General features: G+C 60.9%; 23 protein-coding genes. 9 read left to right on the forward strand and 14 right to left on the reverse strand.

Annotated elements, in window-relative coordinates; translation table 11 throughout:
* Window positions 1-11: 11 nt before the first annotated feature.
* The gene (gene ribF / locus IF690_RS25635) at window positions 12-956 is read right to left on the reverse strand and encodes a bifunctional riboflavin kinase/FAD synthetase (protein ID WP_202697954.1); all 945 of its coding nucleotides are present in this window, start codon (window positions 954-956) and stop codon (window positions 12-14) included.
* A 129-nt stretch (window positions 957-1,085) separates the two neighbouring features.
* On the reverse strand, window positions 1,086-2,624 hold the full coding sequence (murJ, locus tag IF690_RS25640) for a murein biosynthesis integral membrane protein MurJ (protein WP_202697955.1): 1,539 nt from the start codon (window positions 2,622-2,624) through the stop codon (window positions 1,086-1,088).
* Between the two features lie 253 nt (window positions 2,625-2,877).
* Here murJ and rpsT point away from each other — a divergent pair, with 253 nt between their 5' ends.
* Window positions 2,878-3,156, forward strand: coding sequence for a 30S ribosomal protein S20 (gene rpsT / locus IF690_RS25645; protein WP_009050949.1), 279 nt, complete (start codon window positions 2,878-2,880; stop codon window positions 3,154-3,156).
* Window positions 3,157-3,303: 147 nt separating this feature from the next.
* Here rpsT and IF690_RS25650 read toward each other — a convergent pair whose 3' ends face one another.
* The 5 genes from IF690_RS25650 to rplU form a co-directional block, all read right to left on the reverse strand.
* On the reverse strand, window positions 3,304-3,768 hold the full coding sequence (locus tag IF690_RS25650) for a CreA family protein (RefSeq protein ID WP_202697956.1): 465 nt from the start codon (window positions 3,766-3,768) through the stop codon (window positions 3,304-3,306).
* A 10-nt stretch (window positions 3,769-3,778) separates the two neighbouring features.
* Window positions 3,779-4,897: a glutamate 5-kinase gene (gene proB, locus IF690_RS25655; RefSeq protein ID WP_202697957.1), complete on the reverse strand. Its 1,119-nt coding sequence runs from the start codon at window positions 4,895-4,897 to the stop codon at window positions 3,779-3,781.
* A 150-nt stretch (window positions 4,898-5,047) separates the two neighbouring features.
* The gene (cgtA, locus tag IF690_RS25660) at window positions 5,048-6,271 is read right to left on the reverse strand and encodes an Obg family GTPase CgtA (protein WP_007924745.1); all 1,224 of its coding nucleotides are present in this window, start codon (window positions 6,269-6,271) and stop codon (window positions 5,048-5,050) included.
* 195 nt (window positions 6,272-6,466) lie between these two features.
* Window positions 6,467-6,724, reverse strand: a complete 258-nt coding sequence (rpmA, locus tag IF690_RS25665) for a 50S ribosomal protein L27 (RefSeq protein ID WP_003228360.1) — start codon at window positions 6,722-6,724, stop codon at window positions 6,467-6,469.
* 35 nt (window positions 6,725-6,759) lie between these two features.
* Window positions 6,760-7,071 (reverse strand): 50S ribosomal protein L21, encoded by a 312-nt coding sequence (rplU, locus tag IF690_RS25670; protein WP_007924746.1) that lies wholly within the window; start codon window positions 7,069-7,071, stop codon window positions 6,760-6,762.
* 241 nt (window positions 7,072-7,312) lie between these two features.
* Between rplU and IF690_RS25675 the strand changes: the two genes are divergently transcribed.
* The 3 genes from IF690_RS25675 to IF690_RS25685 all read left to right on the forward strand — a co-directional run bounded on the left by IF690_RS25675 (window position 7,313) and on the right by IF690_RS25685 (window position 9,253).
* Window positions 7,313-8,281, forward strand: a complete 969-nt coding sequence (locus tag IF690_RS25675) for a polyprenyl synthetase family protein (protein WP_009045711.1) — start codon at window positions 7,313-7,315, stop codon at window positions 8,279-8,281.
* A 150-nt stretch (window positions 8,282-8,431) separates the two neighbouring features.
* Window positions 8,432-8,773, forward strand: coding sequence for a zinc ribbon domain-containing protein YjdM (locus IF690_RS25680; RefSeq protein ID WP_202697958.1), 342 nt, complete (start codon window positions 8,432-8,434; stop codon window positions 8,771-8,773).
* A 207-nt stretch (window positions 8,774-8,980) separates the two neighbouring features.
* A complete protein-coding gene (locus IF690_RS25685; RefSeq protein WP_202697959.1) occupies window positions 8,981-9,253 on the forward strand; it encodes a PA4570 family protein in 273 nt (90 codons plus the stop codon).
* A 98-nt stretch (window positions 9,254-9,351) separates the two neighbouring features.
* Here IF690_RS25685 and bamJ read toward each other — a convergent pair whose 3' ends face one another.
* The 3 genes from bamJ to IF690_RS25700 all read right to left on the reverse strand — a co-directional run bounded on the left by bamJ (window position 9,352) and on the right by IF690_RS25700 (window position 11,027).
* Window positions 9,352-9,969, reverse strand: coding sequence for a BamJ family beta-barrel-assembly machinery protein (gene bamJ / locus IF690_RS25690; RefSeq protein ID WP_007924751.1), 618 nt, complete (start codon window positions 9,967-9,969; stop codon window positions 9,352-9,354).
* A 131-nt stretch (window positions 9,970-10,100) separates the two neighbouring features.
* The gene (locus IF690_RS25695) at window positions 10,101-10,403 is read right to left on the reverse strand and encodes a DUF6482 family protein (RefSeq protein WP_202697960.1); all 303 of its coding nucleotides are present in this window, start codon (window positions 10,401-10,403) and stop codon (window positions 10,101-10,103) included.
* Window positions 10,404-10,538: 135 nt separating this feature from the next.
* Window positions 10,539-11,027 carry a TIGR00645 family protein gene (locus IF690_RS25700; protein WP_202697961.1) on the reverse strand — a complete coding sequence of 163 codons (489 nt, stop codon included), beginning with the start codon at window positions 11,025-11,027 and terminating at the stop codon, window positions 10,539-10,541.
* 160 nt (window positions 11,028-11,187) lie between these two features.
* Between IF690_RS25700 and IF690_RS25705 the strand changes: the two genes are divergently transcribed.
* On the forward strand, window positions 11,188-13,020 hold the full coding sequence (locus IF690_RS25705) for a hypothetical protein (protein WP_202697962.1): 1,833 nt from the start codon (window positions 11,188-11,190) through the stop codon (window positions 13,018-13,020).
* Between the two features lie 33 nt (window positions 13,021-13,053).
* On the opposite strand, the gene IF690_RS25710 is transcribed toward IF690_RS25705, so the two are convergent.
* Complete coding sequence (locus IF690_RS25710; RefSeq protein ID WP_202697963.1) at window positions 13,054-13,365, reverse strand: PA4575 family protein; 312 nt, start codon at window positions 13,363-13,365, stop codon at window positions 13,054-13,056.
* A gap of 211 nt (window positions 13,366-13,576) precedes the next feature.
* Window positions 13,577-16,015, reverse strand: a complete 2,439-nt coding sequence (locus IF690_RS25715) for a Lon protease family protein (protein WP_202697964.1) — start codon at window positions 16,013-16,015, stop codon at window positions 13,577-13,579.
* A 273-nt stretch (window positions 16,016-16,288) separates the two neighbouring features.
* Between IF690_RS25715 and IF690_RS25720 the strand changes: the two genes are divergently transcribed.
* The 4 genes from IF690_RS25720 to IF690_RS25735 all read left to right on the forward strand — a co-directional run bounded on the left by IF690_RS25720 (window position 16,289) and on the right by IF690_RS25735 (window position 19,742).
* On the forward strand, window positions 16,289-16,777 hold the full coding sequence (locus IF690_RS25720) for a DUF3015 domain-containing protein (protein ID WP_007924760.1): 489 nt from the start codon (window positions 16,289-16,291) through the stop codon (window positions 16,775-16,777).
* A gap of 93 nt (window positions 16,778-16,870) precedes the next feature.
* Window positions 16,871-18,724: a DUF7840 domain-containing protein gene (locus tag IF690_RS25725; RefSeq protein WP_202697965.1), complete on the forward strand. Its 1,854-nt coding sequence runs from the start codon at window positions 16,871-16,873 to the stop codon at window positions 18,722-18,724.
* A 94-nt stretch (window positions 18,725-18,818) separates the two neighbouring features.
* Complete coding sequence (locus tag IF690_RS25730; protein WP_202697966.1) at window positions 18,819-19,175, forward strand: hypothetical protein; 357 nt, start codon at window positions 18,819-18,821, stop codon at window positions 19,173-19,175.
* 72 nt (window positions 19,176-19,247) lie between these two features.
* A complete protein-coding gene (locus tag IF690_RS25735) occupies window positions 19,248-19,742 on the forward strand; it encodes a GreA/GreB family elongation factor (RefSeq protein ID WP_202697967.1) in 495 nt (164 codons plus the stop codon).
* Here the strand turns inward: IF690_RS25735 and gdhA are convergent.
* Complete coding sequence (gdhA, locus tag IF690_RS25740) at window positions 19,739-21,076, reverse strand: NADP-specific glutamate dehydrogenase (protein ID WP_202697968.1); 1,338 nt, start codon at window positions 21,074-21,076, stop codon at window positions 19,739-19,741. The genes IF690_RS25735 and gdhA overlap by 4 nt on opposite strands.
* 375 nt (window positions 21,077-21,451) lie before the next feature.
* Window positions 21,452-23,116 carry an energy-dependent translational throttle protein EttA gene (ettA, locus tag IF690_RS25745; RefSeq protein WP_023969433.1) on the reverse strand — a complete coding sequence of 555 codons (1,665 nt, stop codon included), beginning with the start codon at window positions 23,114-23,116 and terminating at the stop codon, window positions 21,452-21,454.
* Window positions 23,117-23,122: the final 6 nt, after the last annotated feature.

Raw genomic sequence — 23,122 nt, forward strand, 5'->3', positions numbered from 1 at the left:
AAGGCTCTTCATTAGCGATTGGCGCTATGGATACGTGCAACTTCGGCACGGGCGGCGGCGACATCCGCGTTGATCGCCGTCTTCAGCGCCTCCAGAGAGGCGAAACGCTGCTCTTCACGCAGCTTGTGGTGGAAAACCACCGTCAAACGCCGGTCATACAGATCGCCGGCAAAATCTAAAAGATGGACTTCCAGGTGGGCCTTGCCATCACCTGCTACCGTCGGCCGCACGCCAATATTGGCGACGCCCGGCCAGGTCTTGCCGTCGATGTCGACATTGACCAGGTACACCCCGGACAGCGGTACACGACGGCGCTTGAGCTGCACATTGACGGTTGGCGTGCCCAACTGGCGCGCCAGCTTCTGCCCGTGCAGGACCCGCCCGGCAATGCGGAACGGGCGACCGAGCAGACGCTCGGCCAATACGAAATCGGCAGCCGCCAGGGCATTGCGGACCTGGGTGCTGCTGACACGCAGGCCATCCAGCTCGACAGTCTGCGCGGCCTCTACGGTAAAACCGTGGGTGATTCCGGCTTTTTGCAGGAAGTCGAAATCACCGACCCGGTCGCAACCGAAGCGAAAATCGTCGCCGACTTCCAGGTGCTGCACACCCAGGCCATCGACCAGGATGGTCTCGACGAACTCACTGGCGCTGAGCTTGCTCAAGCGCTGGTTGAACGCCAGGCACAAGACCCGGTCCACGCCCGCCTCGGCCAGCAGTTGCAGCTTGTCGCGCAAGCGTGCCAGACGGGCCGGAGCGGTATCCGGAGCGAAGAATTCGCGCGGCTGCGGCTCGAATATCACCACGCAGCTGGGCACGCCCAACTCAAGCGCACGCTCACGCAGCCGGCCCAGGATAGCCTGGTGACCACGGTGAACACCGTCGAAGTTGCCAATAGTGGCGACACAGCCCCGATGCTGGGGGCGCAGGTTGTGAAGGCCTCGGACCAGCTGCATAACGCGCTTCTTGCTCATAAAGTGGTCGATTATAACCACACCCGACGGCCGGTGACAGGCAACAGCACGCGCCAAAGTGATCGAACCGACAAAACCACTGCCTCGCTGACGCTCAAGCGCCCCCGCACCTCAGTGCAACGCCTTGCGATTGAAGTCGCGCAGGCGGAAACCGAACAAGGCCAGCATGCCGAAGTAGGCCACTACGCCCGCCACCACCAGCACGCCCAGACGCAGGAAACGCGCAAGCATATGCCCCTGGTCCCAGGCCGGCATGAATTGCATCAACCCCAGCAACACCGCCGACATCACGCTCACCGCAACGACCAGCTTGAGGGCAAACTTGCCCCACCCAGGCTGCGGCAGGAACATCTGCTGCTTGCGCAGTTGATAGAACAGCAAACCGGCGTTGATACAGGCCCCGGCGCTGATCGCTAGCGCCAGGCCCGCATGTTTCAGCGGACCGATGAACGCCAGGTTCAGCAACTGCGTGACGATCAGGGTAAAAATCGCGATTTTCACCGGAGTGCGGATGTTCTGCTGGGCATAGAAGCCCGGCGCCAGCACCTTGATCACAATGATCGCGAGCAAGCCGACCGAATACGCGACCAGCGCACGCTGGGTCATCGACGCATCGAAGGCGCTGAACTGGCCGTACTGGAACAGCGATACCGTCAGCGGCTCGGCCAGAATCCCCAGCGCCAGCGCGCAAGGCAGCACCAGCATGAAGCACAGGCGCAGGCCCCAATCGAGAATCCGCGAATACTCATGCCGGTCCTTGTTGGCGTAAGTCTTGGCCAGTGTCGGCAGCAGGATCGTACCCAGCGCTACCCCCAGAACCCCCGAGGGCAGCTCCATCAGGCGATCGGCGTAGTACATCCAGGACACCGAGCCGGCCACCAGGAACGAGGCGAAGATGGTGTTGATGATCAGCGAAATCTGGCTTACCGAGACCCCGAGAATGGCCGGCAGCATCTGCTTCAGCACCCGCCAGACCCCGGTATCGCGCAGGCTCAGGCGCGGCAGCACAAGCATGCCGATTTTTTTCAGGTGCGGCAGTTGATACAGCAGCTGCGCCAGGCCACCCGCCAGAACCGCCCAGCCCAGGGCCATGACCGGCGGATCGAAATAAGGCGTCAGGAACACCGAGAACACGATCATGGCAACGTTCAGCAACGTCGGCACGAACGCCGGGACCGAGAAGCGGTTCCAGGTATTGAGGATCGCCCCCGCCAGGGAGGACAACGAGATCAGCAATATATAAGGAAAGGTCACGCGCAGCAGATCGGTGGTCAGCGTGAATTTTTCCGGGGTGTCGACAAAACCTGGCGCTGTTGCCCAGATCACCCAGGGCGCGGCAAGGATCCCCAGCGCCGTGACCAGCGCCAGTACCAACGTCAGCAGACCGGAGACGTAGGCAATAAAGGTACGGGTCGCTTCCTCACCTTGCTGGCTTTTGTATTCCGCCAGGATCGGCACGAAGGCCTGGGAAAAGGCGCCCTCGGCAAAGATGCGACGCAGCAGGTTGGGTAGCTTGAAGGCGATGAAGAAAGCGTCCGTCGCCATGCCGGCGCCGAACGTACGCGCAATGATGGTATCGCGCACGAACCCCAGAACCCGGGAAAGCATGGTGATAGAGCTGACAGCGGCCAACGACTTGAGCAGGTTCATGGAAAGGTTTTTTGCCTGTAGATAAACAGCAGGCGAACAATGCGCCCACTTGTGCGATACTCCGCGCCGCAACAGCACAGAGCCAAAGCTCGCGAGTTTACAGGTCAAGCGCCGGAAATAAATATCCCGCCTCTTCAGATCCAACCACTCAGCGGAACGCATCAGCTGCCCTTGACAAGCCTTCAACTCATCGGCATGATTCGCGGCCTATTTTGTTTGCTATTTCCCAAAAAGTCTTTCGAGGAGCTCGACGGTGGCCAACTCACCTTCCGCCAAAAAACGTGCAAAACAGGCTGAGAAGCGTCGCAGCCACAACGCCAGCCTGCGTTCCATGGTTCGTACCTACATCAAGAATGTAGTTAAAGCCATCGACGCAAAAGACGCTGAAAAAGCGCAAGCTGCTTATGTTCTGGCCGTGCCAGTTATCGACCGCATGGCCGATAAAGGCATCATCCACAAGAACAAAGCTGCTCGCCATAAAGGCCGCCTGAATGGCCACATCAAGGCTCTGAAGCTCGCTGCTGCAGCCTAAGCGACACGCTTGTTAAAAAACCGACCCCAGGGTCGGTTTTTTATTGCCTGCGATTTGCCGCCCTGACCACCGAACCGTTATGCGATCGAACATCAACCGGCAGCCCCGGCAGGGCATAGCCACTGCAGGAGCAAGCCCTGAAGACCGTTACGGGTTCTGCGCCCAAGGCAGGATCGGAATCGCGGTCACCGCATTCTGCGGACTGCCCTCGATCAACCGATCGCTATAGACCAGGTACACCAGGGTATTGCGCTTCTTGTCAAGGAAACGCACCACCTGCATGGTCTTGAACACCAGCGAAGTGCGCTCCTTGAACACCTCGTCGCCATCCTTGAGCTCGCCCTTGAAGCTGATCGGCCCGACCTGACGACAGGCGATGGAGGCCTCGGCACGATCCTCCGCCAAACCCAGCCCACCCTTCACGCCACCGGTCTTGGCGCGCGACAGGTAGCAGGTCACACCCTCCACCTTCGGATCATCGAAGGCCTCGACCACAATGCGGTCGTTGGGGCCGACAAACTTGAACACCGTCGACACCTGGCCGATTTCTTCAGCAGAGGCCAGCAGCGGCATTGACAACAGCAACCCCAACAACCCTTTTGCCATACCCATTGGTTTTTCCTTAGACCAGAATCAGGTTGTCACGGTGAACCAGCTCGGGCTCAGCCATGTACCCCAACAAACCGACAATCGCATCAGAGGACTGACCGATGATTTTCTGCGCCTCCAGGGCGCTGTAGTTGGCCAGGCCACGAGCGATTTCACGCCCATCCGGCGCCACGCACACCACCATTTCGCCACGACGGAAGCTACCCTGCACCAGCTTGACCCCCACCGGCAGCAAGCTTTTGTTGCCCTGGGACAAGGCCGACACCGCACCATCATCCAGCACCAGGGTGCCACGGGTTTGCAGGTGCCCAGCCAGCCATTGCTTGCGCGCCGCCAGCATGCCGCGCTCGGGTGATAGCAAGGTGCCCAGGCGCTCGCCCGCCTTGAGGCGATCCAGCACACGCTCCAGGCGCCCACCGACAATGATGGTGTGCGCCCCGGAACGGGCCGCCAGGCGCGCCGCGCGCAGCTTGGTCTGCATGCCGCCGCGCCCCAGCGCACCACCGGTACCGCCTGCCACCGCGTCCAACGCCGGATCGTCGGCGCGCGCCTCGTAAATCAGCTGGGCATCGGGATTGTTACGCGGATCAGCATCGAACATGCCGTCGCGATCGGTGAGAATCACCAGCAGATCGGCCTCGACCAGGTTGGCCACCAGGGCCGCCAGGGTGTCGTTGTCACCGAAGCGGATCTCATCGGTAACCACAGTGTCGTTTTCATTGATGACCGGAATCACCTTGAGCTCGACCAGCGCACGCAAAGTGCTGCGGGCGTTCAGGTAACGCTTGCGGTCGGACAGGTCGTCATGGGTCAGCAGGATCTGCGCGGTGTGCAGGCCGTGCTCGGCAAAACTCGACTCCCAGGCCTGCACCAACCCCATCTGGCCAATGGCCGCGGCCGCCTGCAACTCATGCATCGCACTCGGTCGTGCGGTCCAGCCCAGGCGACTCATGCCGGCCGCGACCGCGCCGGAGGAAACCAATACCAGCTCGACGCCAGCCTCATGCAAGGCCACCATCTGTTCGACCCAAACACTCATTGCCGCGCGATCCAGCCCTTTGCCGTCCGCCGTCAGCAGTGCACTGCCGATCTTCACGACCCAGCGCCGCGCACCTGTCACCTTACTCCGCATCTTCTTCAACCTTAGCTTGAGAGCCACGCGACCGAGCGCGCCCATAAGTTATTCGTGGCTACGTTTCTTGATACCAAGCTTCTTGATACTACGTTTCCTGGATACTAAAACGCCGCTCAGTGAGCGGCGCTTGTAGTTTACTGCAACGAATCAGTCGCGGACGTAAATGATTTCCGGACCATCTTCGTCATCCACATCTTCCTCGTCCCAGTCATCGTCGCCGATGTCATGCACGCTCTTCACGCCGCTGCGGCGCAGGGCACGCTGGTCGTCCAGAGCTTGCAGCTGGGCACGCGCCTCGTCTTCGATGCGCTGATCGAGCTCAGCCAACTCGTCGGCGTAAGCCGGGTCGGCCGCCAGTCGATCGGCGCGATCTTCCAGATAACGCATGATGTCGCGGCTCAGGCGCTCGGTACCGTCTTTGGAAATGGCCGAGATCACGTACACCGGACCGGTCCACTCCAGGCGATCGACGATCTCCTTGACCCGCGCCTCATGCTCTTCCTCGAGGATCTGGTCGCACTTGTTCAGCACCAGCCAGCGATCACGCTCAGCCAGGGACGGGCTGAACTTGGTCAGTTCGTTGACGATCACTTCCGCAGCATCGGCCGGGCTGCTTTCATCCAGCGGCGCCATGTCCACGAGGTGCAGCAGCAGACGGGTACGCGCCAGGTGCTTGAGGAACCGGATCCCCAGGCCCGCACCATCGGAAGCACCTTCGATCAGACCCGGGATATCGGCGATCACAAAGCTCTTCCAGCGGTCGACACTGACCACGCCCAGGTTCGGCACCAGGGTCGTGAACGGATAGTCGGCCACTTTCGGCTTGGCCGCGGAAACCGAGCGAATGAAGGTGCTCTTACCAGCATTCGGCAAACCCAGCAGACCGACGTCCGCCAGCACTTTCAGCTCCAGCTTGAGGTCACGCTGCTCACCCGGCTTGCCCGGAGTGGTCTGGCGCGGCGCGCGATTGGTGCTGGATTTGAAACGGGTGTTACCCAGACCGTGCCAGCCACCCTGCACTACCAGCAAACGCTGGCCAGCCTTGGTCAGGTCACCGATCACTTCCTGGGTACCGGCGTCGATCACCGTGGTGCCGACCGGCACACGCAGCTCGAGATCCTCACCTTTCTTGCCGGTGCAATCGGTACTACCGCCATTGGAGCCGCGCTCGGCGTCGAAATGGCGAGTGTAGCGGTAGTCCACCAGGGTGTTGAGGTTTTCGTCGGCGATCATGTAGATCGAGCCACCGTCACCACCATCGCCACCGTTCGGACCACCGTTTTCGATGAACTTTTCCCGACGGAAACTCATGCAGCCATTACCGCCGTCGCCAGCTTTTACTCGGATCGAAACTTCATCAACGAACTTCATAACAAAACGCCTCTCGCCGCATGGGCGAGCCGAAAAACACTAAGATATAAGACTCTTGCAAAAATGAGCGCAGCGACCCCGATCAACGGCCGTAACATCCAGCGCTGGCAGCCCATACAAACAGTTTTGCAAGAGACTCACCCCACAAACGAAAAAGCCCCGTCGCAAGACAGGGCTTTTCCAGCGATCGCGCAATTAAGCTGCGACGACGCTCACGTAACGACGACCGAAGGCGCCTTTTACTTCAAACTTGATCACGCCTTCGATTTTCGCGAAGAGAGTGTGATCCTTACCCATGCCAACGCCGTAGCCAGCGTGGAATTGGGTGCCGCGCTGACGCACGATGATGTTGCCGGCCTTGATGACCTGGCCGCCATACATCTTCACGCCAAGGCGTTTGGCTTCTGAGTCGCGACCGTTACGGGTACTACCACCAGCTTTTTTGTGTGCCATGAGTTCAATTCTCCTAGTGAGGAATTAGGCTGAAATTAAGCCTGAATACCGGTGATTTTGATCTCGGTGAACCACTGGCGGTGGCCCATACGCTTCATGTGGTGCTTACGGCGACGGAACTTGATGATGCGGACTTTATCGTGACGACCTTGGGAGATCACTTCAGCCTTGACGGTTGCGCCAGCAACAACAGGTGCGCCGATGTTCACGTCGTCGCCATTGGCAACCAACAGAACGCGGTCAAAAGTCACGGATTCGCCAGTGGCGATTTCCAGTTTTTCGATCTTCAGGTATTCACCTTCAGCGACCTTGTATTGCTTACCGCCGGTAACGATTACTGCGTACATGGTATTTCTCCGATAATCCTGCTCACCCAGCTCTTTATAAGAAGAGGTATTGGCTGGCATGGCTGCATGGGGCTGGAACGGCCCAAGTGCAATTGCGTAAGGCAGGTGCTGCCCAGGAAGTTCAGGGTGCGCGATTGTACGCAAGCTGTCTTGGCGATGCAAGGGGCCGTCCATCGCGCCTTGACAGCCCCGGACGTGGGTCCTAGCATGCCGCGCAACCCTTCTGGAGCACCTGTCGCTGATGCAACCCCAAGCTTTCTACCGCGCGGTGGCGGACGATTTTAGCGCCGTCGACGGCATCATCAAGAAGCAGCTGACCTCCCGAGTGCCGCTGGTATCGAAAATCGGCGACTACATTACCTCGGCCGGGGGTAAACGCCTGCGTCCTTTATTGGTGCTGCTGTGTGGCAAGGCCCTGGGTCGCGAAGGCGACGACCTGCGCCTGCTGGCCGCTACCATCGAATTCCTGCATACCGCCACCCTGCTGCATGACGACGTGGTCGACATGTCCGGCATGCGCCGTGGCCGCTCGACCGCCAACGCCATGTGGGGCAATGCCCCGAGCGTGCTGGTGGGCGACTTCCTGTACTCGCGTTCCTTCGAGATGATGGTCGAGCTGGGCTCGATGCCGGTGATGAAGATCCTTTCGCAGGCCACCCGCATCATTGCCGAAGGCGAAGTGCTGCAGCTGTCGAAAGTCCGGGACGCCAGCACCACCGAAGAAACCTACATGGAAGTCATCCGCGGCAAGACCGCGATGCTCTTCGAGGCCTCGACCCACAGCGCCGCCGCCCTGGCCGGCGCCACCGAAGAGCAGAGCGAAGCCCTGCGCACCTTCGGCGATCACCTGGGCGTGGCCTTCCAACTGGTGGACGACCTGCTCGACTACCGTGGCGACGCGGAAACCCTGGGCAAGAACGTCGGCGACGACCTGGCCGAAGGCAAACCGACCCTGCCGCTGATCTACACCATGCGCGAAGGCACGCCGGAACAGGCGGCCCTGGTGCGCCAGGCGATCCAGAAAGGCGGTATCGAAGACCTGGAAAGCATCCGCGCCGCCGTGGAAGCCTCCGGTTCCCTGGACTACACCGCGCAACTGGCCCGCGACTATGTCGCTCGCGCCATCGCCTGCCTGGAAGCCTTGCCGCCGAGCGAATACCGCGACGCGCTGGTGGAACTGAGCGAGTTCGCTGTAGCCCGCACGCACTAAGAGTCGATTGCAAGCAAGCCCGCTCCTGCCCTGCGCAGGAGCGGGCTTGTTCGTGATGCTTTCTCGCCCACTCCCCCGAATCCCCCCTTCCCCACGCAAAACCCTATATAATGTGCGCTTTTTTAGCCTTCCTGAATCCGAGGAGTCTTAGTGAGCACGTTGCCACCCTGCCCGAAATGCAATTCCGAATACACCTATGAAGACGGCACCCAACTGGTCTGCCCGGAATGCGCCCACGAATGGTCCGCCAACGGCGAAGCCGAGGTCGCATCCGATGAAACCGTGAAAAAGGACTCGGTCGGCAACGTCCTGCAAGACGGCGACACCATCACCGTGATCAAGGACCTCAAGGTCAAGGGCACCTCGCTGGTGGTCAAGGTCGGCACCAAGGTCAAGAACATCCGCCTGTGCGATGGCGACCACGACATCGACTGCAAGATCGACGGTATCGGCCCGATGAAGCTCAAGTCCGAGTTCGTCCGCAAGGTCTGATATTCAGGCTGTCGCCCCGTGCCAGCCACGGGGTGAAGCCCTCCCCGCCCCCGCCCGATTCCCCACCCCGCCCGCCATATATCAAAAGGCCAGCCCTTTTGACCCACAACAATTTCCACACAGAAAAAAGCAGAAACCGCCAATAGGCACTTGCTATTCATTGAATAAGAATTATTCTCATTGAAACCCATCAAGGAGATGAGACTCATGACTTATTTGATCGATGCATGGCTGGACCGCCCACACCCTTACCTGCGAATCCTGCATCGGGAAACCGGGGAAGTCTGTGCGGTGCTGGAAGAAGAAGCCTTGAACGAGCTGCAGGACCAAGGCGACCTGGACCTCAATGGCCTGAGTTCCAGCGAGCCGGTGGTGCTCAAGGAGCTGGTGCGCAACCTGTTTCTGTTCTGCTATGCACGGGCCTTGCGCCCTGTCGGAACAGCTGAAGGGCAAGGCCTGGGCGCAAAAATACGTCTATGACCCCACCTAAACCCTCTGCCAAGGCGAACCTGCTGGCGATCCATACACCGCAAACACGGCGTATGGATCGCCAGCAAGCCCAGCCCGGCAGCTGAGGCTTACAGAACGTCGAGCAGCTCGACGTCAAACACCAGAACGCTGTGCGGCGGGATGCTGCCAACGCCTTGCGCGCCGTAAGCCAGCTCGCTCGGCACGTACAGACGCCATTTGCTACCGGCATTCATCAGTTGCAGCGCCTCGGTCCAGCCAGCGATCACGCCGCCGACCGGGAATTCCGCAGGCTGGCCGCGCTCGTAGGAGCTGTCGAACACAGTGCCGTCGATCAAGGTGCCGTGGTAGTGGGTGCGCACGCTGTCTTCACGGGATGGCTTGGCGCCTTCGCCCTGGGTCAGCACTTCGAACTGCAGGCCGGAGGCCAGAGTGGTGATACCTTCGCGCTTGGCGTTTTCGGCCAGGAAAGCCAGGCCTGCGCCAGCAGCGGCTTCAGCCTTGGCAGCGGCTTCGGCCTGCATGATTTCGCGGATCACTTTGAAGCTGGCGGACATTTCTTCCTGGCCTACACGGCTAGGCTTGCCGGCGAACGCGTCGGTCAGGCCCGCCAGGATGGCGTCCAGGCTCACGCCTGGTGGCGGGTTGTCACGCAGCTGGTCGCCCAGCTGACGGCCGATACCGTAGCTGACGCGGGTTTCGTCGGTGGACAGATTTACTTCGGACATGACACTGCTCCGCTGTGCGGACGGCTCGGAAATCCGCCGTACGTACACAGCGCATCCCGGGACGCCCGGAACCAAAAGGGCGAGCAGACTAGCACAGATGCCGCGGCGATGATGAACGCGCGTCCCGCTTGTCAAGCAGGACGAACGGCGAGGGGCACCCGCAGGCTGTCATCGGTATTGGCCGAGAGGCCGCACATCTCGTCATGCACTGAAGCGTGGATCAGGTTGAAAGGCAGCTTGGGAAAGGCATGCAGCACTTCCCGGGCATGCTCCACCGAACGCAGATGCAACATCTGACCCTGGGCGTCGCTCAGCGGATAGGCCGTCCCATGCATCCGCGCCTCGAGCAGATAGATACCGCCTTCGAGGGAGATCAGGTTCAGCTCGTCGATTTTTCCGGCGACGGCATAAGCATTCAACTCGTGCAGGTTCATGGGTGCACCTCGCGCAGTTCAAGCCCGTGACCCTTACAGGGATATGCCTCGGCCGGTAAAAGCACAAGCCACACACGACGCCGCCCCTCCGTTTAACAACCGCCGGGCGGCGCGGCTACAGCGGTGACCAGGCGATCAATGCTTGGTCAGCTTGTCCAGATACCCCATGGCAAAAGCCGAAATCACAAAGGTCATGTGGATGATCACGTACCACATCAGGTACTGCGGCTCGATGTTCTTCGCGTCCATGAATACCCGCAGCAGATGGATCGAGGAGATCGCCACGATGGACGCGGCCACCTTCATCTTCAGCGAGGAGGAGTCCATCTTGCCCAGCCAGCTGAGCTTTTCCTTGTTCTCGTCGATGTCCAGTTGAGACACGAAGTTCTCGTAGCCGGAAATCATCACCATCACCAGCAGGCCGCCGACCAGCGCCATGTCGATCAACGACAGCAGCACCAGGATCAGATCCGACTCGGCCATGGAGAACACATTGGGGATAACGTGAAAGACTTCCTGGAAGAACTTCAGGGCCAGGGCGAGCAGCCCCAGGGACAGACCGAAGTAGATCGGCGCCAGCAGCCAGCGCGAGGCGTACATTGCATTCTCGATAAAACGTTCCATTGAATCTCACACAGGTCTGAAAATGGCGGCGAGTATATCAGCCGGCCAAAAACCCACAAACCGCAACGAAATCCATTACCTGCGCGTCTGCCAAAACGTTTTTCTGCTAGTGTCGGAATCACTTGAACAGCTCAATGACATCGGACAGGAAGCCTGGAGAATGGATTTGCGATTGCCTTTGGCGGGTACCGGCCTGTGTATCGCGGTACTGCTCAGCAGCGGCTGCTCGCCCAGCGACGAGAAGCAGCAAGTCAGCCTGGAACAGAAAACCGCACAGTTCGAACAATCCCTGGACGCGATCCAGGATCCCAGGCTCAAGGACGCCATCGCTGACCTCGGCGGTTCGCTGTTACTGCTCGAACGGGCGCAACTGCGGCTCAAGAACAAACCCATCGAGACCGAATACGGCGATGACGCCCTGGCCCTGTTCAAGCACTACCCCAGCCCGCAGGCCCTGGTCGACACCTACCTCAACGGCCTGTTCGTACTGCGCAAGACCTCCAATTCCGACTACCTGACCGACCTGCAGCCGGTATTCCCCTTCAACTTCAACATGCCGGCGCAATTCCCCTTCCCCCACGGCCTGGAATGGCAATCCGTAACCCTGAGCAACGGCAAGGTCATCGCCTTCCAGCCCGAATGGTCGGAAACCGATCCCGGCATCCAGCTGAGCCCGTCCAGCTCCAACCTGACCAATCCGGATGACCTGACGGTGACCTACCCGTTCATCGAAGGCCTGGAAGTCGAAAACAAAGACCAGCCCCAACCCGTGACGCTGCAAGGCAAGGCCGAAGTGATCGCACCACACCAGGTGGTCACCTTCGAACTGGACAAGGCCGATGTCGGCAAGCAACGCAGCGACAAGAATGTCAGCGTGAAACTGCTGTCCCTGGACAAGAACAGCGCCGAAATCGAGTTGACCAACAGCGCCCCGCTGTCGCCCGAGCTCAGCGAGACGCCGCTCAACCCGTTGCTGGTGCAGGCACGCGACACCACCGGCCAGATCCTTTCGCACTCCGGCTCGATCAACGAAAACAGCCAACAGATCGCCTTCTATGCCAAGCAGCTCGCCGAAATGCAGAAGCAGAAGGCCTGGAGCCAAGCCTTCGAGCAGCAGCTTGAAGAGGCGCGCAAAACCTTCGAGCGCGAGCAGCACAGCCATTACACCAAGGTGTATTTCAACGGCCTGATCGACAAGCTCGAAGTCAACGTGCTGGACTTCTCCGCAGCCACCGTCACCCGCAAAGACCTCAACCTGCCGGTGCGACGCTTCGACCCTCTGACCACCGACAGCAAGATCCAGCCCCTGCCCATGCCGGTAGTCGTGTATGACGATCAGGCACCGAACTACCTCAAGGGCGCCAACCTTGACGAAGAAACCTTGAAAAAAAGCGTGGTCGTGCATCAATCCACCGAGGACGCCAGCGCGGCGCGGATCGAGTTCGACCACCCGAAAACCTTCAATGACGAGTTGCTGGGCAACTCCTTCTCTACCAGCGACAGCCCAGTGACCTTCTTCTCCCAGAACGAAAATGGCAAACGCGGCGAGCCCATCGAACTGCCATCGGAGGCGGTCGAGGTCGATCCACTGCGTAGCTCGATCACTTACGACCTGACCCTGTTCCCGGAAACCCCGGCTTACGCCGTCGGTGCGATCCCACTGTTTCTGGCCAGCATCGAGAAGAAAGTCCTGCCTGCCAGCCAGCTGCCCAAAGGGCTGGAGCTGCAGGGCAACGCGCTGATCGTTGACCAGCGCCTGTTCCCGTCCGAGGCCTGGCGTTTCTATGCCAAGGACGGCAGCGGCCAGTACCTGAAGGAGATTCTTGCAGTCAGCCATGAGGCGCCGGCAAACGGCCCGGCGCTGTTCGACGTGCATTACTTCTATGGACAGCCCATCGAACTGGAAACCTACCAGCGCAGCGAACTCAACACTGTCGAATATGGCTTTGAGGTCAAACTCGACAAGCTGGAGAACCCACCACCCGCCGAGTAGGGGCTCAGCGGTAGGGATTAACGGGAGATCCCGTCAATGACGGTAGCGTTCGCCATTGATCTGCCGTAGTTGCGCCTGAAGGTGCAGGCACCAGATCTGCGGATCGTCGGCCAGCTCATAGCCGTGGGTAGTCAGGCTTTCGACGATGGAGTCAAGGATGGATTCGGCCACGGTGGGACCGCAGAAAGGTCCCTGGGCCTTGATGGCCGAAGGTTGTTCGCCAGCCATTCCGGCCGCGAACAGTAAGGTCCACATTCCGTTATCTCCCGCCAGCGGGCGGATACTGCACTCGATACGGGTGACCAGGCCAAGACACTGGCGGGTAAGGCAGAGGTTGCGCGACATGGCGGCGACCCTCGGTAGATCCGGTATTCAGCCCTCATGTGAAGACTGTTTCGATCCAGTGACGACTGTCGTTCTCCTTGCCCTGAGAATAGGAAGAAAAGCCTGATAAGCAAAGTTGACCGGCTGAACAGGCGCCGAATGGTCTGTCCGCGAAAATTGACGCCAGCGGACCGGCGCCGCGACGAAGGTCGAGCCCTCGCCGCGGCAAGGCTCAGGCCGACTTGGTTTGTGCCAATGCTTCTTGCGCCTGCTCTTTTTCCGCTTCCTTGAGGTCGTCCTCGCTGACCATTTCAGCGATGACCCGCAGGCGCTCCACCACCCGCGCATTGACACTGCCTTCCGGGAACTGGCCATCCGCATCCGGCTCGCCCGCCGGCTCGCCGACCAGCAAGCTCAGGGCCTCGTCAGCCTGGCGCACGGCATACACGTGGAATTGCCCGGCGCGGACCGCCGCCAGCACCTTCTCATCGAGCATCAGGGTGGCGACGTTGGCGTGAGGAATGATCGCGCCTTGCTCGCCCGTCAGGCCCCGTGCTTCGCAGAGGCGGAAGAAGCCCTCGATCTTCTCGTTGACCCCGCCAACCGCCTGCACCTCACCGAACTGGTTGATCGATCCGGTAATCGCAAAACATTGCTTGAGCGGGGTTTTCGACAAGGCCGAGATCAACGTGCATGCCTCGCCCAGCGACGCACTGTCGCCATCGACATAACCGTAGGATTGCTCCAGCGCGATGCTCGCCGAGATCGCCAGGGGGAACTCCTGCGCGTAACGGCTGCCCAGATAGCCAGTGAGGATCATCACGCCCTTGGAGTGAATCGGCTGGCCGAGATTGACCTCGCGCTCGATGTCGACGATACCGCTGCCTCCCGGGTAGACCGTGGCGGAAATCCGCGCCGGCACGCCAAAGGCCGAGTCGCCTACTTCCAACACCGTCAGCCCGTTGCACTTGCCCACGGCAGCGCCATCGGTGTCGATCAGAATGATCCCCGCCAGCATGTCATCGAGAATCCGTGCCGAGACCCGCCCGGTACGGGTGGCCTTGGCTTTGAGCGCCCGTTCGATATGCCCGGCATCGGTCATCTCGTCCGAGGCCAGGTGACGGATGAAGTCCGCCTCGCTGACCAGCTGGAACAGATCGCCAATACGCGCCGACAAGCGCCCCTGGTGTTCCGCCAACCGGGCGCTATAGGTCGCCAGGCGCGCCACCGCGTCCGCGGTCAGCGGAGCCATGCCTTCCTCGGAGGTACGGGTTTTCAGCAACTGGGCGAACTGTTCAAGGCTCTCGTCCACCATCGGGATGTCTTCGTCGAAGTCCACCAGCACGCGGAACATTTCCTGGAAATCCGGATCCAGGTCCTGCAGCGTGTAGTACAACTGGCGCGCACCGATGATCACGACCTTGACCTGCAATGGGATGTGTTGCGGGGTCAGGGTCACGGTAGCCAGGCGCCCCAGTTCGCCCAGCGGCGACTCCATCTTCAGCTTGCGCGATTGCAGGGCCCGCTTGAGGGCATCCCAGACAAAGGGTTCACTGAGCATCTTCTCGGCTTCGAGAATCAGGAAACCGCCGTTGGCCCGATGCAGGGCCCCCGGACGCAACTGCCGGTAAGTGGTGTAGAGCGCGCCCTGGTCGGTGCTGTATTCGATGCGTCCAAACAGATTGTCGTAGGTCGGGTGTGGCTCGAACACCACTGGCGCGCCGCCACTGGCCGGGTGACCGACCACCAGGCTCGGGCCGTACTGTTCTTCCAGCAGCTTGCGGGCCGCGGCATCGGTCTTGCTGTCGTCCACCAGTTGCTCGACCACGGTCTTGAGCAGGTACACCTGCATGGCTTGCAGGTAGCCACACACACCGGCGTTTTCCGCGTACTTCTCGGACAGCGGCGCCAGCAACGGCTGCAAGGCCAGGGTGATGGTTTCTTCGTTGAGGTGACGCAGCTGGTTGCTCGACTCGCGCTTCCACTGCGGCAGGCTCGCCAGTTCTTCGTTGAGGCGCTCTTCCAGGGCGGAAATGTCATCATGGAAACGCTCGCGATCGGCTTCGGGCAATTGCGCGAACTCGGCCTCGTCCAGCGCCTTGCCGTCGAGCATCGGGGTGAAGGCGATATTGCTGCTGTCGCGGTACAGCGCGACGTCCTTCTCCAGCGCCAGGCGCTCGATCACATCGAGGGCACGGTCGTAACGCTGGTTGAACGCGCGGTCGATGGCGCTTTTCTTCTGTTGATAGGAGGGATGCTCGAAGACCGCCGGAAAGGTCGCCAGCAGGTTGTCGATCAGGCCGTTGATATCACTGATGAACGCACCTGCTGCCCCCGAAGGCAGCTCCAGCACGCGAGGCTCGCGCGGCTCATCGAAATTGTTGACGTAGACCCAGTCGGAAGGGGTCTGCAGGCGTTTGCCTTCAGCCTTCAGGTAGCGTTTGACGAAAGAGAAGCGACCAGTGCCGGGCTCGCCCATGACAAAGACGTTGTAACCGGGGCGTGGCATGGCCACACCGAACTGCAAGGCTTCGACCGCACGTTCCTGGCCAAGCACACCGCGAAAAGGCTCCAAATCATTGGTGGTCGAGAAGCTGAACTGTTCAGCGGAAAACGGACGGGTCAGCGCTTCGGGCGCTAGACGCAAGCTGGCAGCAACAGGATCAGGCATCGGGCTTCCTTACATCAGGCGGGGCAGATGGGGCATTCTGGCGCCGGGTACAGCGGCTGGCAAGGCGCGAGGCAGCGAAAGGACGGACAGATCCCAGGCGCCACGCAGACAGCATAAAAACCGTCTATTTCAAGGAAAGTCATGCAAAAAAACACGGAACCCTTGGAATCTGCCTAAACTCCAACCTGCGCGGCTGGACTTATAACCGGCCCACTGGCGCCGACATGGGCCAGAACCCTTGTCCATTGGTTTGCACACAAAGAGAACAAAGCTATGAAACGGATTCTTCTCGGTACTCTCTTCACCGCTGTTTCCATCAATGCAATGGCCCAAGCGCCAGGCGGTCCGGATTGTGGGTGGGGCAACCTGCTGTTCGAAGGGCAGCGCGGCACTCCGGCTCACTTCCTGGCCTCCACCACCAACGGCACCTCCGGTAACGCGACCTTCGGTATGACTTCCGGCACCAACGGCTGCTCGACCAACAGCGCGCTGACTTACGGCGGCAAATCCTGGTTTGCCATGAATGGCATGATGAACGAGCTCTCCGAAGACATGGCCAAGGGGGAAGGCGAAGCGCTGACCACCTACGCCGTGGTTCTGGGCGTCGCTCCCGAAGACCGCGCGCACTTCGCCGCTGTCACCCACGAGCACTTCCAGCAGATCTTCAGCAAAGCCGACGTGACTGCGGAAGATGTGCATACCAACACCCTGGCCGTGCTGAAAAGCGATGCACGCCTGGCCAAATACGCCACCCCGGCTTAATCTCGAGCCGCCCGCTCTTTTCGGGGAGCGGGCTTTTGTTTTTCGGACATGACCCTCCCGGGTCTTTGTTTTTTCCGACTCAAGTTGCCCACCATGCTCAAACGCCTTGCCTCCCTGGCACTCTGTGTCTGCGCCCCGCTGTCCGCCGCGCCACAAATCGACCATTCACGTTTGCAGCAACTGGCCAACGATCCGTTCTGGATTTCCCTTGGTCACTACGAAACCGCCAAGCTCGGAGGCTGGCGCAGTTATGTCAGCGACCCGAAGTTTTTCCTCGCCAGCGACGGTGCCGAACACCCCGACGCCGAACTCAAGGCCACGCTGAACGCGCTCTACGCGCCCGCCAGCAGCGGCAACCAACATGCCCAATGCGTGTACCCCGCCCGCACCCGCTGGCTCAAGGCCCAACTGAACCTGAGCGATCTTCCGGCGGTGGACTGCAATGAGTTCAACCAATGGTTCAAGGACGTCTCGCCCCACAGCACGGTGATGATTTTCCCGGCGGCCTACCTGAACAGCCCATCGTCGATGTTCGGCCATACCCTGCTGCGCATCGACCAGGCCGACGTACAAAGCAACCACACCGCCCTGCTCAGCTACGCGATCAACTTCGGCGCCTATATCGAAGGCTCGGACAACAGCATCCTCTATGCCTGGAAAGGCCTGATGGGCGGCTATCCCGGCCTGTTCGCCCTGGTGCCCTACCAGGAGAAGCTCTCGGAGTACCGCAGCCTGGAAAACCGCGACCTGTGGGAATACCGGCTGAACCTGACCCAGGCCGAAACCGAACGCATGGTCGAGCACGTCTGGGAACTGAAACAGATCAAGTTCGACTACTTCTTCTTTGACGAGAACTGCTCCTACCGCCTGCTCGAGCTGCTGCAAGTGGCGCGCCCGAGCCTGCGCCTGACCGGGCAATTCCCGCTGACGGCAATTCCCACCGACACCGTCAAGGCGGTCAAGGAAGCCGGCCTGGTGGAGAAAATCGAGTACCGCCCGTCCCGCGAACGTGAGCTGCTGGAGCGCGCCAAGCCACTGGGCAACGACGAACAGCAATGGGTTCTGAAGGTCAGCGCCGACCAGCAACAGCTGCAGGAACCGGCCTTCAAGGCCCTGCCCCGGGACCGCCAGGCACTGATCATCGATGCGGCCTATCGCCTCGAGCGCTACCGGGCCAATGGCCAGGAGCGCGATCCGCAACGGGCGCAGCGCAGCTTCGAGCTGTTGCGGGCGATCAACCGCAACCCGCCGCCCGAACTGTCCATCGAACGCCCGGGCCTGCCGGAAGACGGCCATGAATCGCGCACCTGGCAGGTCGCTGTGGGCACCCGCGGCGACCAGGCTTTTGGCGAGTACGGGCTGCGCATGGCCTATCACGACCTCAACGACAACGCCGAAGGTTTCCCCCTGGGTGCACAGATCGAAATCCTGCAGATGAAGCTGCGCCAGTACGAAGGTAACCGCTGGCAGCTGCAGCAACTGGACCTGGCGACCATTCGTTCGCTGACGCCGCGCAACGAACTGCTGCAACCCTGGTCCTGGCAGGTCACCGGCGGCCTGGAGCGGGTGCCCGGCAAACACGACGATGAAACCCTGGTCAGCCATGTCAACGGTGGCGGTGGCGGCACCTGGCAGCTCAGCGAGAACATGCTCGGCTTCGCCCTGGGCACCGTGCGCGTCGAGCACAACGCCGATTTCGCCGGTTTCATCACCCCGGCGGCTGGCTTCAACACCGGCCTGCTGTGGAAAAACCCGCTGGGCAACTTCAGCGTCGAAGCCAAGGGCGACTATTTCACCAACGGCGAGGTACGCCGCAGCCTGAGCCTCAACCAGCAATGGGAGCTGTCGCGCAACCTGGGCCTGCGCCTGAGCGCCCAGCGCGAGTTCAGCCACCTGGCCACGGCGGAAAACGAGGTGATGCTGGAACTGAAGTGGTACCACTACTGACGCCCGGTAGCATTCTCACCGCGCTTTCACAAACCCCTGACGAATCCCCTTCTAGACTTTCTCTATGAGCCATTGAGCAACGTGGGAGTCAGAGATGTGGCGGTATGCGGTAGTGGCAGCGTTGCTGGCGTTGATGGCCGGTTGTGAGACGACCCACGAGCAGTTGCTCAAGCAGGGGTATCCACCGGCCTTCGCCGACGGCTTCGACGATGGCTGCGCCAGCGGTCGCCAGGCCGCCGGGGCGATCAACGGCGAATTTCGCAAGAACGTGCCGCGCTACCTCAAGGACCCGCAATACGCCGAGGGCTGGAGCGATGGTTTTCGCCAGTGCCAGGCGATGCTGGAAAACCAGGACCGCAATGACTATCGGGAGCGTCACTGGGACGAACACGAACGCGCCTGGCAACAGGAAAAAGACCGCGACGCCGCGCGAGCCTATCGCTCGCAGTAAGTCGCTTTCAGGCATGGCCCGAAACCAAAAGGCTGCGACCATGGCCCAAACCTCCATTACGGGAAAACTCCCATGAGCCGAGCCTTCGTCAATGAGGAATTGACTACCGCCCAAGCCGACCAGCCCGTGGAACGGCAGATCAGCGCGCAGCCCAACTACGTCACCCCACAGGGTCTGAGCGAACTGCAGGCCAAGGTCGCGCACCTGCAAATCCGGCACAACGAACAATCAGCGCTGGGCGACCAGGCGGACCCGCAGCTGCTGGCCGATATCGAACGCGACCTGCGCTACTTCAACCAGCGCCTGCAAAGCGCCCAGGTGGTTCCCCTGGCGACATCGCGGTCGAAAGTGCAGATCGGTAGCCGTGTCACTTTCGCCGACGAGCACGGCACCGAGCAGTGTGTGCAACTGGTGGGAGAGGATCAGGCCGATGTCGCCAAGGGCCTGATCAATTGGGGCTCGCCGCTGGGCCGGGCGCTGCTGGGCACCCAGCTGGGCGATGAAGTGCTGTGGCAGCGTCCGGCGGGCGATCAGTTGATCGAAGTGATCCGCATCGACCCGGCCTAGACCACGCCCTGGGCCAGCATGGCATCGGCGACCTTGACGAAGCCGGCGATGTTCGCCCCCTTGACGTAGTTGATCCGGCCGTTTTCTTCGCCGTAATGCACGCAGGCATGGTGGATCGACTGCATGATGCCGTGCAGCTTGCTGTCCACCTCGCCGGCGCTCCACAGCAGGCGCATGGCGTTCTGCGACATCTCCAGCCCGCTGACCGCCACGCCACCGGCGTTCGAGGCCTTGCCCGGGGCGAACAGAATACCGGCCTCGATAAAGATATCCACAGCCTCCAGGGTGGTCGGCATGTTCGCCCCTTCAGCCACGCACATGCAGCCATTGCGCAGCAGCGCGCGCGCCGACTCGGCGTCCAGTTCGTTCTGGGTGGCGCACGGCAGCGCGATATCGCAAGGCAGTGCCCAGGGGTGCTGGCCGGCGAGAAACTCGAGGTTGAACTGCGCCGCCAGCTCGCGGATACGCCCGCGCTTGACGTTCTTCAGCTCCAGCACTGCCTGCCATTGCTCCTCGGTCAACCCGGCCTCGCAGTACAGCGTGCCTTCGGAATCCGACAGGGAAATCACCTTGCCGCCCAGGTCCATGACCTTGCGCGCCGCGTATTGCGCCACGTTGCCGGAACCGGAAATCGCCACACGCTTGCCTTCCACCCGGTCATCACGGCGCTTGAGCATTTCCTCGGCGAAATACACGCAACCGAAGCCGGTGGCCTCCGGACGGATCAGGCTGCCGCCATAACTCATACCCTTGCCGGTCAGCACCGAAGTGAACTGGTTGCTCAGGCGTTTGTACTGGCCGAACAGGAAGCCGATTTCCCGGGCGCCAACGCCGATGTCCCCCGCTGGCACGTCCACGTCCGAACCGATATGGCGGTACAGCTCGCTCATGAAGGCCTGGCAGAAGCGCATCACTTCGGCGTCGCTCTTGCCCTTCGGATCGAAGTCCGAGCCGCCCTTGCCGCCGCCCATGGGCAGCGAAGTCAGGGAGTTCTTGAAGGTCTGCTCGAAGGCGAGGAATTTCAGCACCCCCAGGTTGACCGAAGGGTGGAAGCGCAAACCGCCCTTGTACGGGCCGATGGCGCTGTTCATCTGGATGCGGAACCCCCGATTGACTTGGACCTTGCCCTGATCGTCGACCCACGACACACGAAACATCACCGCCCGCTCCGGTTCACAGATGCGCTCGAGAATGCCCGAGGTCAGGTAATGCGGATGGGCTTCCAGGAACGGCCACAGACTGCGCAGCACCTCCTCCACCGCCTGGTGGAATTCAGGCTGGTCCGGGTCGCGCTTTTTCAGGCGGGCGAGGAAGTCTTCGACGGATTCGATCATGGGAAAGTCTCGGCAAATTTATTGTCGTTAACGCAGATTTGCCCGGGACTTTAGCAACTCGAGCAGCACCACGACAGAGCAAAATGTCGCAGTTATGAATTTAAATGGTGCAATTGATATAAATATTCGGCTTTTTCGGCCTGTTATGCACCATTCAAGGGAACCAGACAACAGGCTTCGCCCCATGTTGGGCAGCCTGAAAATCGGCGGTGCCCGTCAGGACGCATCGCGAGCAAGCTCGCTCCTCCAAGAACGACATAACCCCCTGCAGGAGCAGGCTTGCTCGCGATAAGAACCACAGGTTCCATCTGGAAAAAAACGCAAAAAAAACGGAGCCCGAAGGCTCCGTTTCTTTCAGCAAGCAACCGGCCCGGATCAGGCCAGCTTCTTGTAACGCACGCGGTGCGGCTGGGCCGCCGCGTCGCCGAGGCGCTTCTTGCGATCGGCTTCGTACTCGGTGTAGTTGCCTTCGAAGAATACCGCTTGCGAGTCGTCTTCGTACGCCAGGATGTGAGTCGCGACACGGTCAAGGAACCACCGGTCGTGGGAGATCACAATGGCGGCGCCCGGGAAGTCCAGCAGGGCCTCTTCCAGGGAACGCAGGGTTTCGACGTCGAGGTCGTTGGACGGTTCGTCGAGCAGCAGGACGTTGCCGCCCTCTTTCAGGGTCAGCGCCAGGTGCAAGCGACCACGCTCACCACCGGACAGGTCCTTGACGAACTTCTGCTGGTCGCCGCCCTTGAAGTTGAAACGACCGACGTAGGTACGCGACGGAATCTCGTAGTTGCCGATGCGGATCTGGTCGGAACCGTCGGAGATCTGCTGGAACACGGTCTTGCTGCCGTCCAGGTCCTCACGGCTCTGGTCGACGCAAGCCAGTTGCACGGTTTCACCGATTTCGATGCTGCCCGAGTCCGGCGTTTCCTTGCCCATCAGCATGCGGAACAGGGTGGATTTACCCGCGCCGTTACCGCCGATCACGCCGACGATGGCGCCTTTGGGCATGGAGAACGACAGGTTGTCGATCAGCACGCGATCGCCATAGCCCTTGGTGACGTTCTTGAATTCGATGACCTTGTCACCCAGGCGCGGACCGGCCGGAATGTAGATCTCGTTGGTTTCGCTGCGCTTCTGGAATTCCTGCGATTGCATTTCTTCGAAGCGGGCCAGACGGGCCTTGGATTTCGACTGGCGAGCCTTGGCGCCTTTGCGCACCCACTCCAGTTCTTCTTTCATGGCCTTTTCGTGGGCCGACTGCTGCTTGGATTCCTGGGCCAGACGATCGGACTTGGCTTCCAGCCAGCCCGAATAGTTGCCCTCGTAAGGAATGCCGGCGCCGCGGTCGAGCTCGAGGATCCAGCCGGCGACGTTGTCCAGGAAGTAACGGTCGTGCGTGATCGCAACCACGGTGCCCGGGAAGTCGTGGAGGAAATGCTCCAGCCAGGCCACGGAATCGGCGTCCAGGTGGTTGGTCGGTTCGTCGAGCAGCAGCATGTCCGGAGCGGACAGCAGCAGGCGGCACAGGGCCACGCGACGTTTTTCACCACCGGACAGGTGTTCGACCTTGGCATCCCAGGCCGGCAGGCGCAGCGCATCGGCGGCGACCTCCAGCTGGCGCTCCAGGTTGTGACCATCGCTGGCCTGCAGGATCGCTTCGAGCTTGGCCTGTTCGGCGGCCAGCTTGTCGAAGTCGGCATCCGGATCGGCGTAGGCCGCGTAGACCTCGTCCAGGCGCGCCTGGGCGTCCTTGATCACGCTGACCGCTTCCTCGACCACTTCACGCACGGTCTTGGTCGGATCCAGCTGAGGTTCCTGGGGCAGGTAGCCGATGTTCAGCTCGGGCATCGGACGGGCTTCGCCCTCGAACTCGGTGTCGACGCCCGCCATGATTTTCAGCAGGGTGGACTTACCCGAACCGTTGAGGCCCAGCACGCCGATCTTGGCGCCCGGGAAGAACGACAGAGAGATGTTTTTCAGGATTTCCCGCTTCGGCGGAACAACTTTTCCCAGCCGATGCATGGTGAAGACGTATTGAGCCATGATGAA

Source organism: Pseudomonas sp. SK3(2021) (assembly GCF_016772375.1).
GTDB lineage: Bacteria > Pseudomonadota > Gammaproteobacteria > Pseudomonadales > Pseudomonadaceae > Aquipseudomonas > Aquipseudomonas chlororaphis_I.

Excerpts from the sequence above, each read along its gene's own strand:
- IF690_RS25720 (WP_007924760.1), top strand. The coding sequence starts at position 16,289 with ATGAAACGGATTCTTCTCGGTACTCTCTTCACCGCTGTTTCCATCAAT.
- rpmA (WP_003228360.1), bottom strand. The coding sequence starts at position 6,724 with ATGGCACACAAAAAAGCTGGTGGTAGTACCCGTAACGGTCGCGACTCA.
- gdhA (WP_202697968.1), bottom strand. The coding sequence starts at position 21,076 with ATGATCGAATCCGTCGAAGACTTCCTCGCCCGCCTGAAAAAGCGCGAC.
- ribF (WP_202697954.1), bottom strand. The coding sequence starts at position 956 with ATGCAGCTGGTCCGAGGCCTTCACAACCTGCGCCCCCAGCATCGGGGC.
- murJ (WP_202697955.1), bottom strand. The coding sequence starts at position 2,624 with ATGAACCTGCTCAAGTCGTTGGCCGCTGTCAGCTCTATCACCATGCTT.
- IF690_RS25715 (WP_202697964.1), bottom strand. The coding sequence starts at position 16,015 with ATGCCTGATCCTGTTGCTGCCAGCTTGCGTCTAGCGCCCGAAGCGCTG.
- IF690_RS25705 (WP_202697962.1), top strand. The coding sequence starts at position 11,188 with ATGGATTTGCGATTGCCTTTGGCGGGTACCGGCCTGTGTATCGCGGTA.
- bamJ (WP_007924751.1), bottom strand. The coding sequence starts at position 9,969 with ATGTCCGAAGTAAATCTGTCCACCGACGAAACCCGCGTCAGCTACGGT.
- IF690_RS25675 (WP_009045711.1), top strand. The coding sequence starts at position 7,313 with ATGCAACCCCAAGCTTTCTACCGCGCGGTGGCGGACGATTTTAGCGCC.
- IF690_RS25735 (WP_202697967.1), top strand. The coding sequence starts at position 19,248 with ATGAGCCGAGCCTTCGTCAATGAGGAATTGACTACCGCCCAAGCCGAC.
- IF690_RS25695 (WP_202697960.1), bottom strand. The coding sequence starts at position 10,403 with ATGAACCTGCACGAGTTGAATGCTTATGCCGTCGCCGGAAAAATCGAC.
- IF690_RS25650 (WP_202697956.1), bottom strand. The coding sequence starts at position 3,768 with ATGGGTATGGCAAAAGGGTTGTTGGGGTTGCTGTTGTCAATGCCGCTG.
- IF690_RS25730 (WP_202697966.1), top strand. The coding sequence starts at position 18,819 with ATGTGGCGGTATGCGGTAGTGGCAGCGTTGCTGGCGTTGATGGCCGGT.
- IF690_RS25700 (WP_202697961.1), bottom strand. The coding sequence starts at position 11,027 with ATGGAACGTTTTATCGAGAATGCAATGTACGCCTCGCGCTGGCTGCTG.
- IF690_RS25685 (WP_202697959.1), top strand. The coding sequence starts at position 8,981 with ATGACTTATTTGATCGATGCATGGCTGGACCGCCCACACCCTTACCTG.
- IF690_RS25710 (WP_202697963.1), bottom strand. The coding sequence starts at position 13,365 with ATGTCGCGCAACCTCTGCCTTACCCGCCAGTGTCTTGGCCTGGTCACC.
- IF690_RS25725 (WP_202697965.1), top strand. The coding sequence starts at position 16,871 with ATGCTCAAACGCCTTGCCTCCCTGGCACTCTGTGTCTGCGCCCCGCTG.
- cgtA (WP_007924745.1), bottom strand. The coding sequence starts at position 6,271 with ATGAAGTTCGTTGATGAAGTTTCGATCCGAGTAAAAGCTGGCGACGGC.
- rplU (WP_007924746.1), bottom strand. The coding sequence starts at position 7,071 with ATGTACGCAGTAATCGTTACCGGCGGTAAGCAATACAAGGTCGCTGAA.
- ettA (WP_023969433.1), bottom strand. The coding sequence starts at position 23,116 with ATGGCTCAATACGTCTTCACCATGCATCGGCTGGGAAAAGTTGTTCCG.
- proB (WP_202697957.1), bottom strand. The coding sequence starts at position 4,897 with ATGCGGAGTAAGGTGACAGGTGCGCGGCGCTGGGTCGTGAAGATCGGC.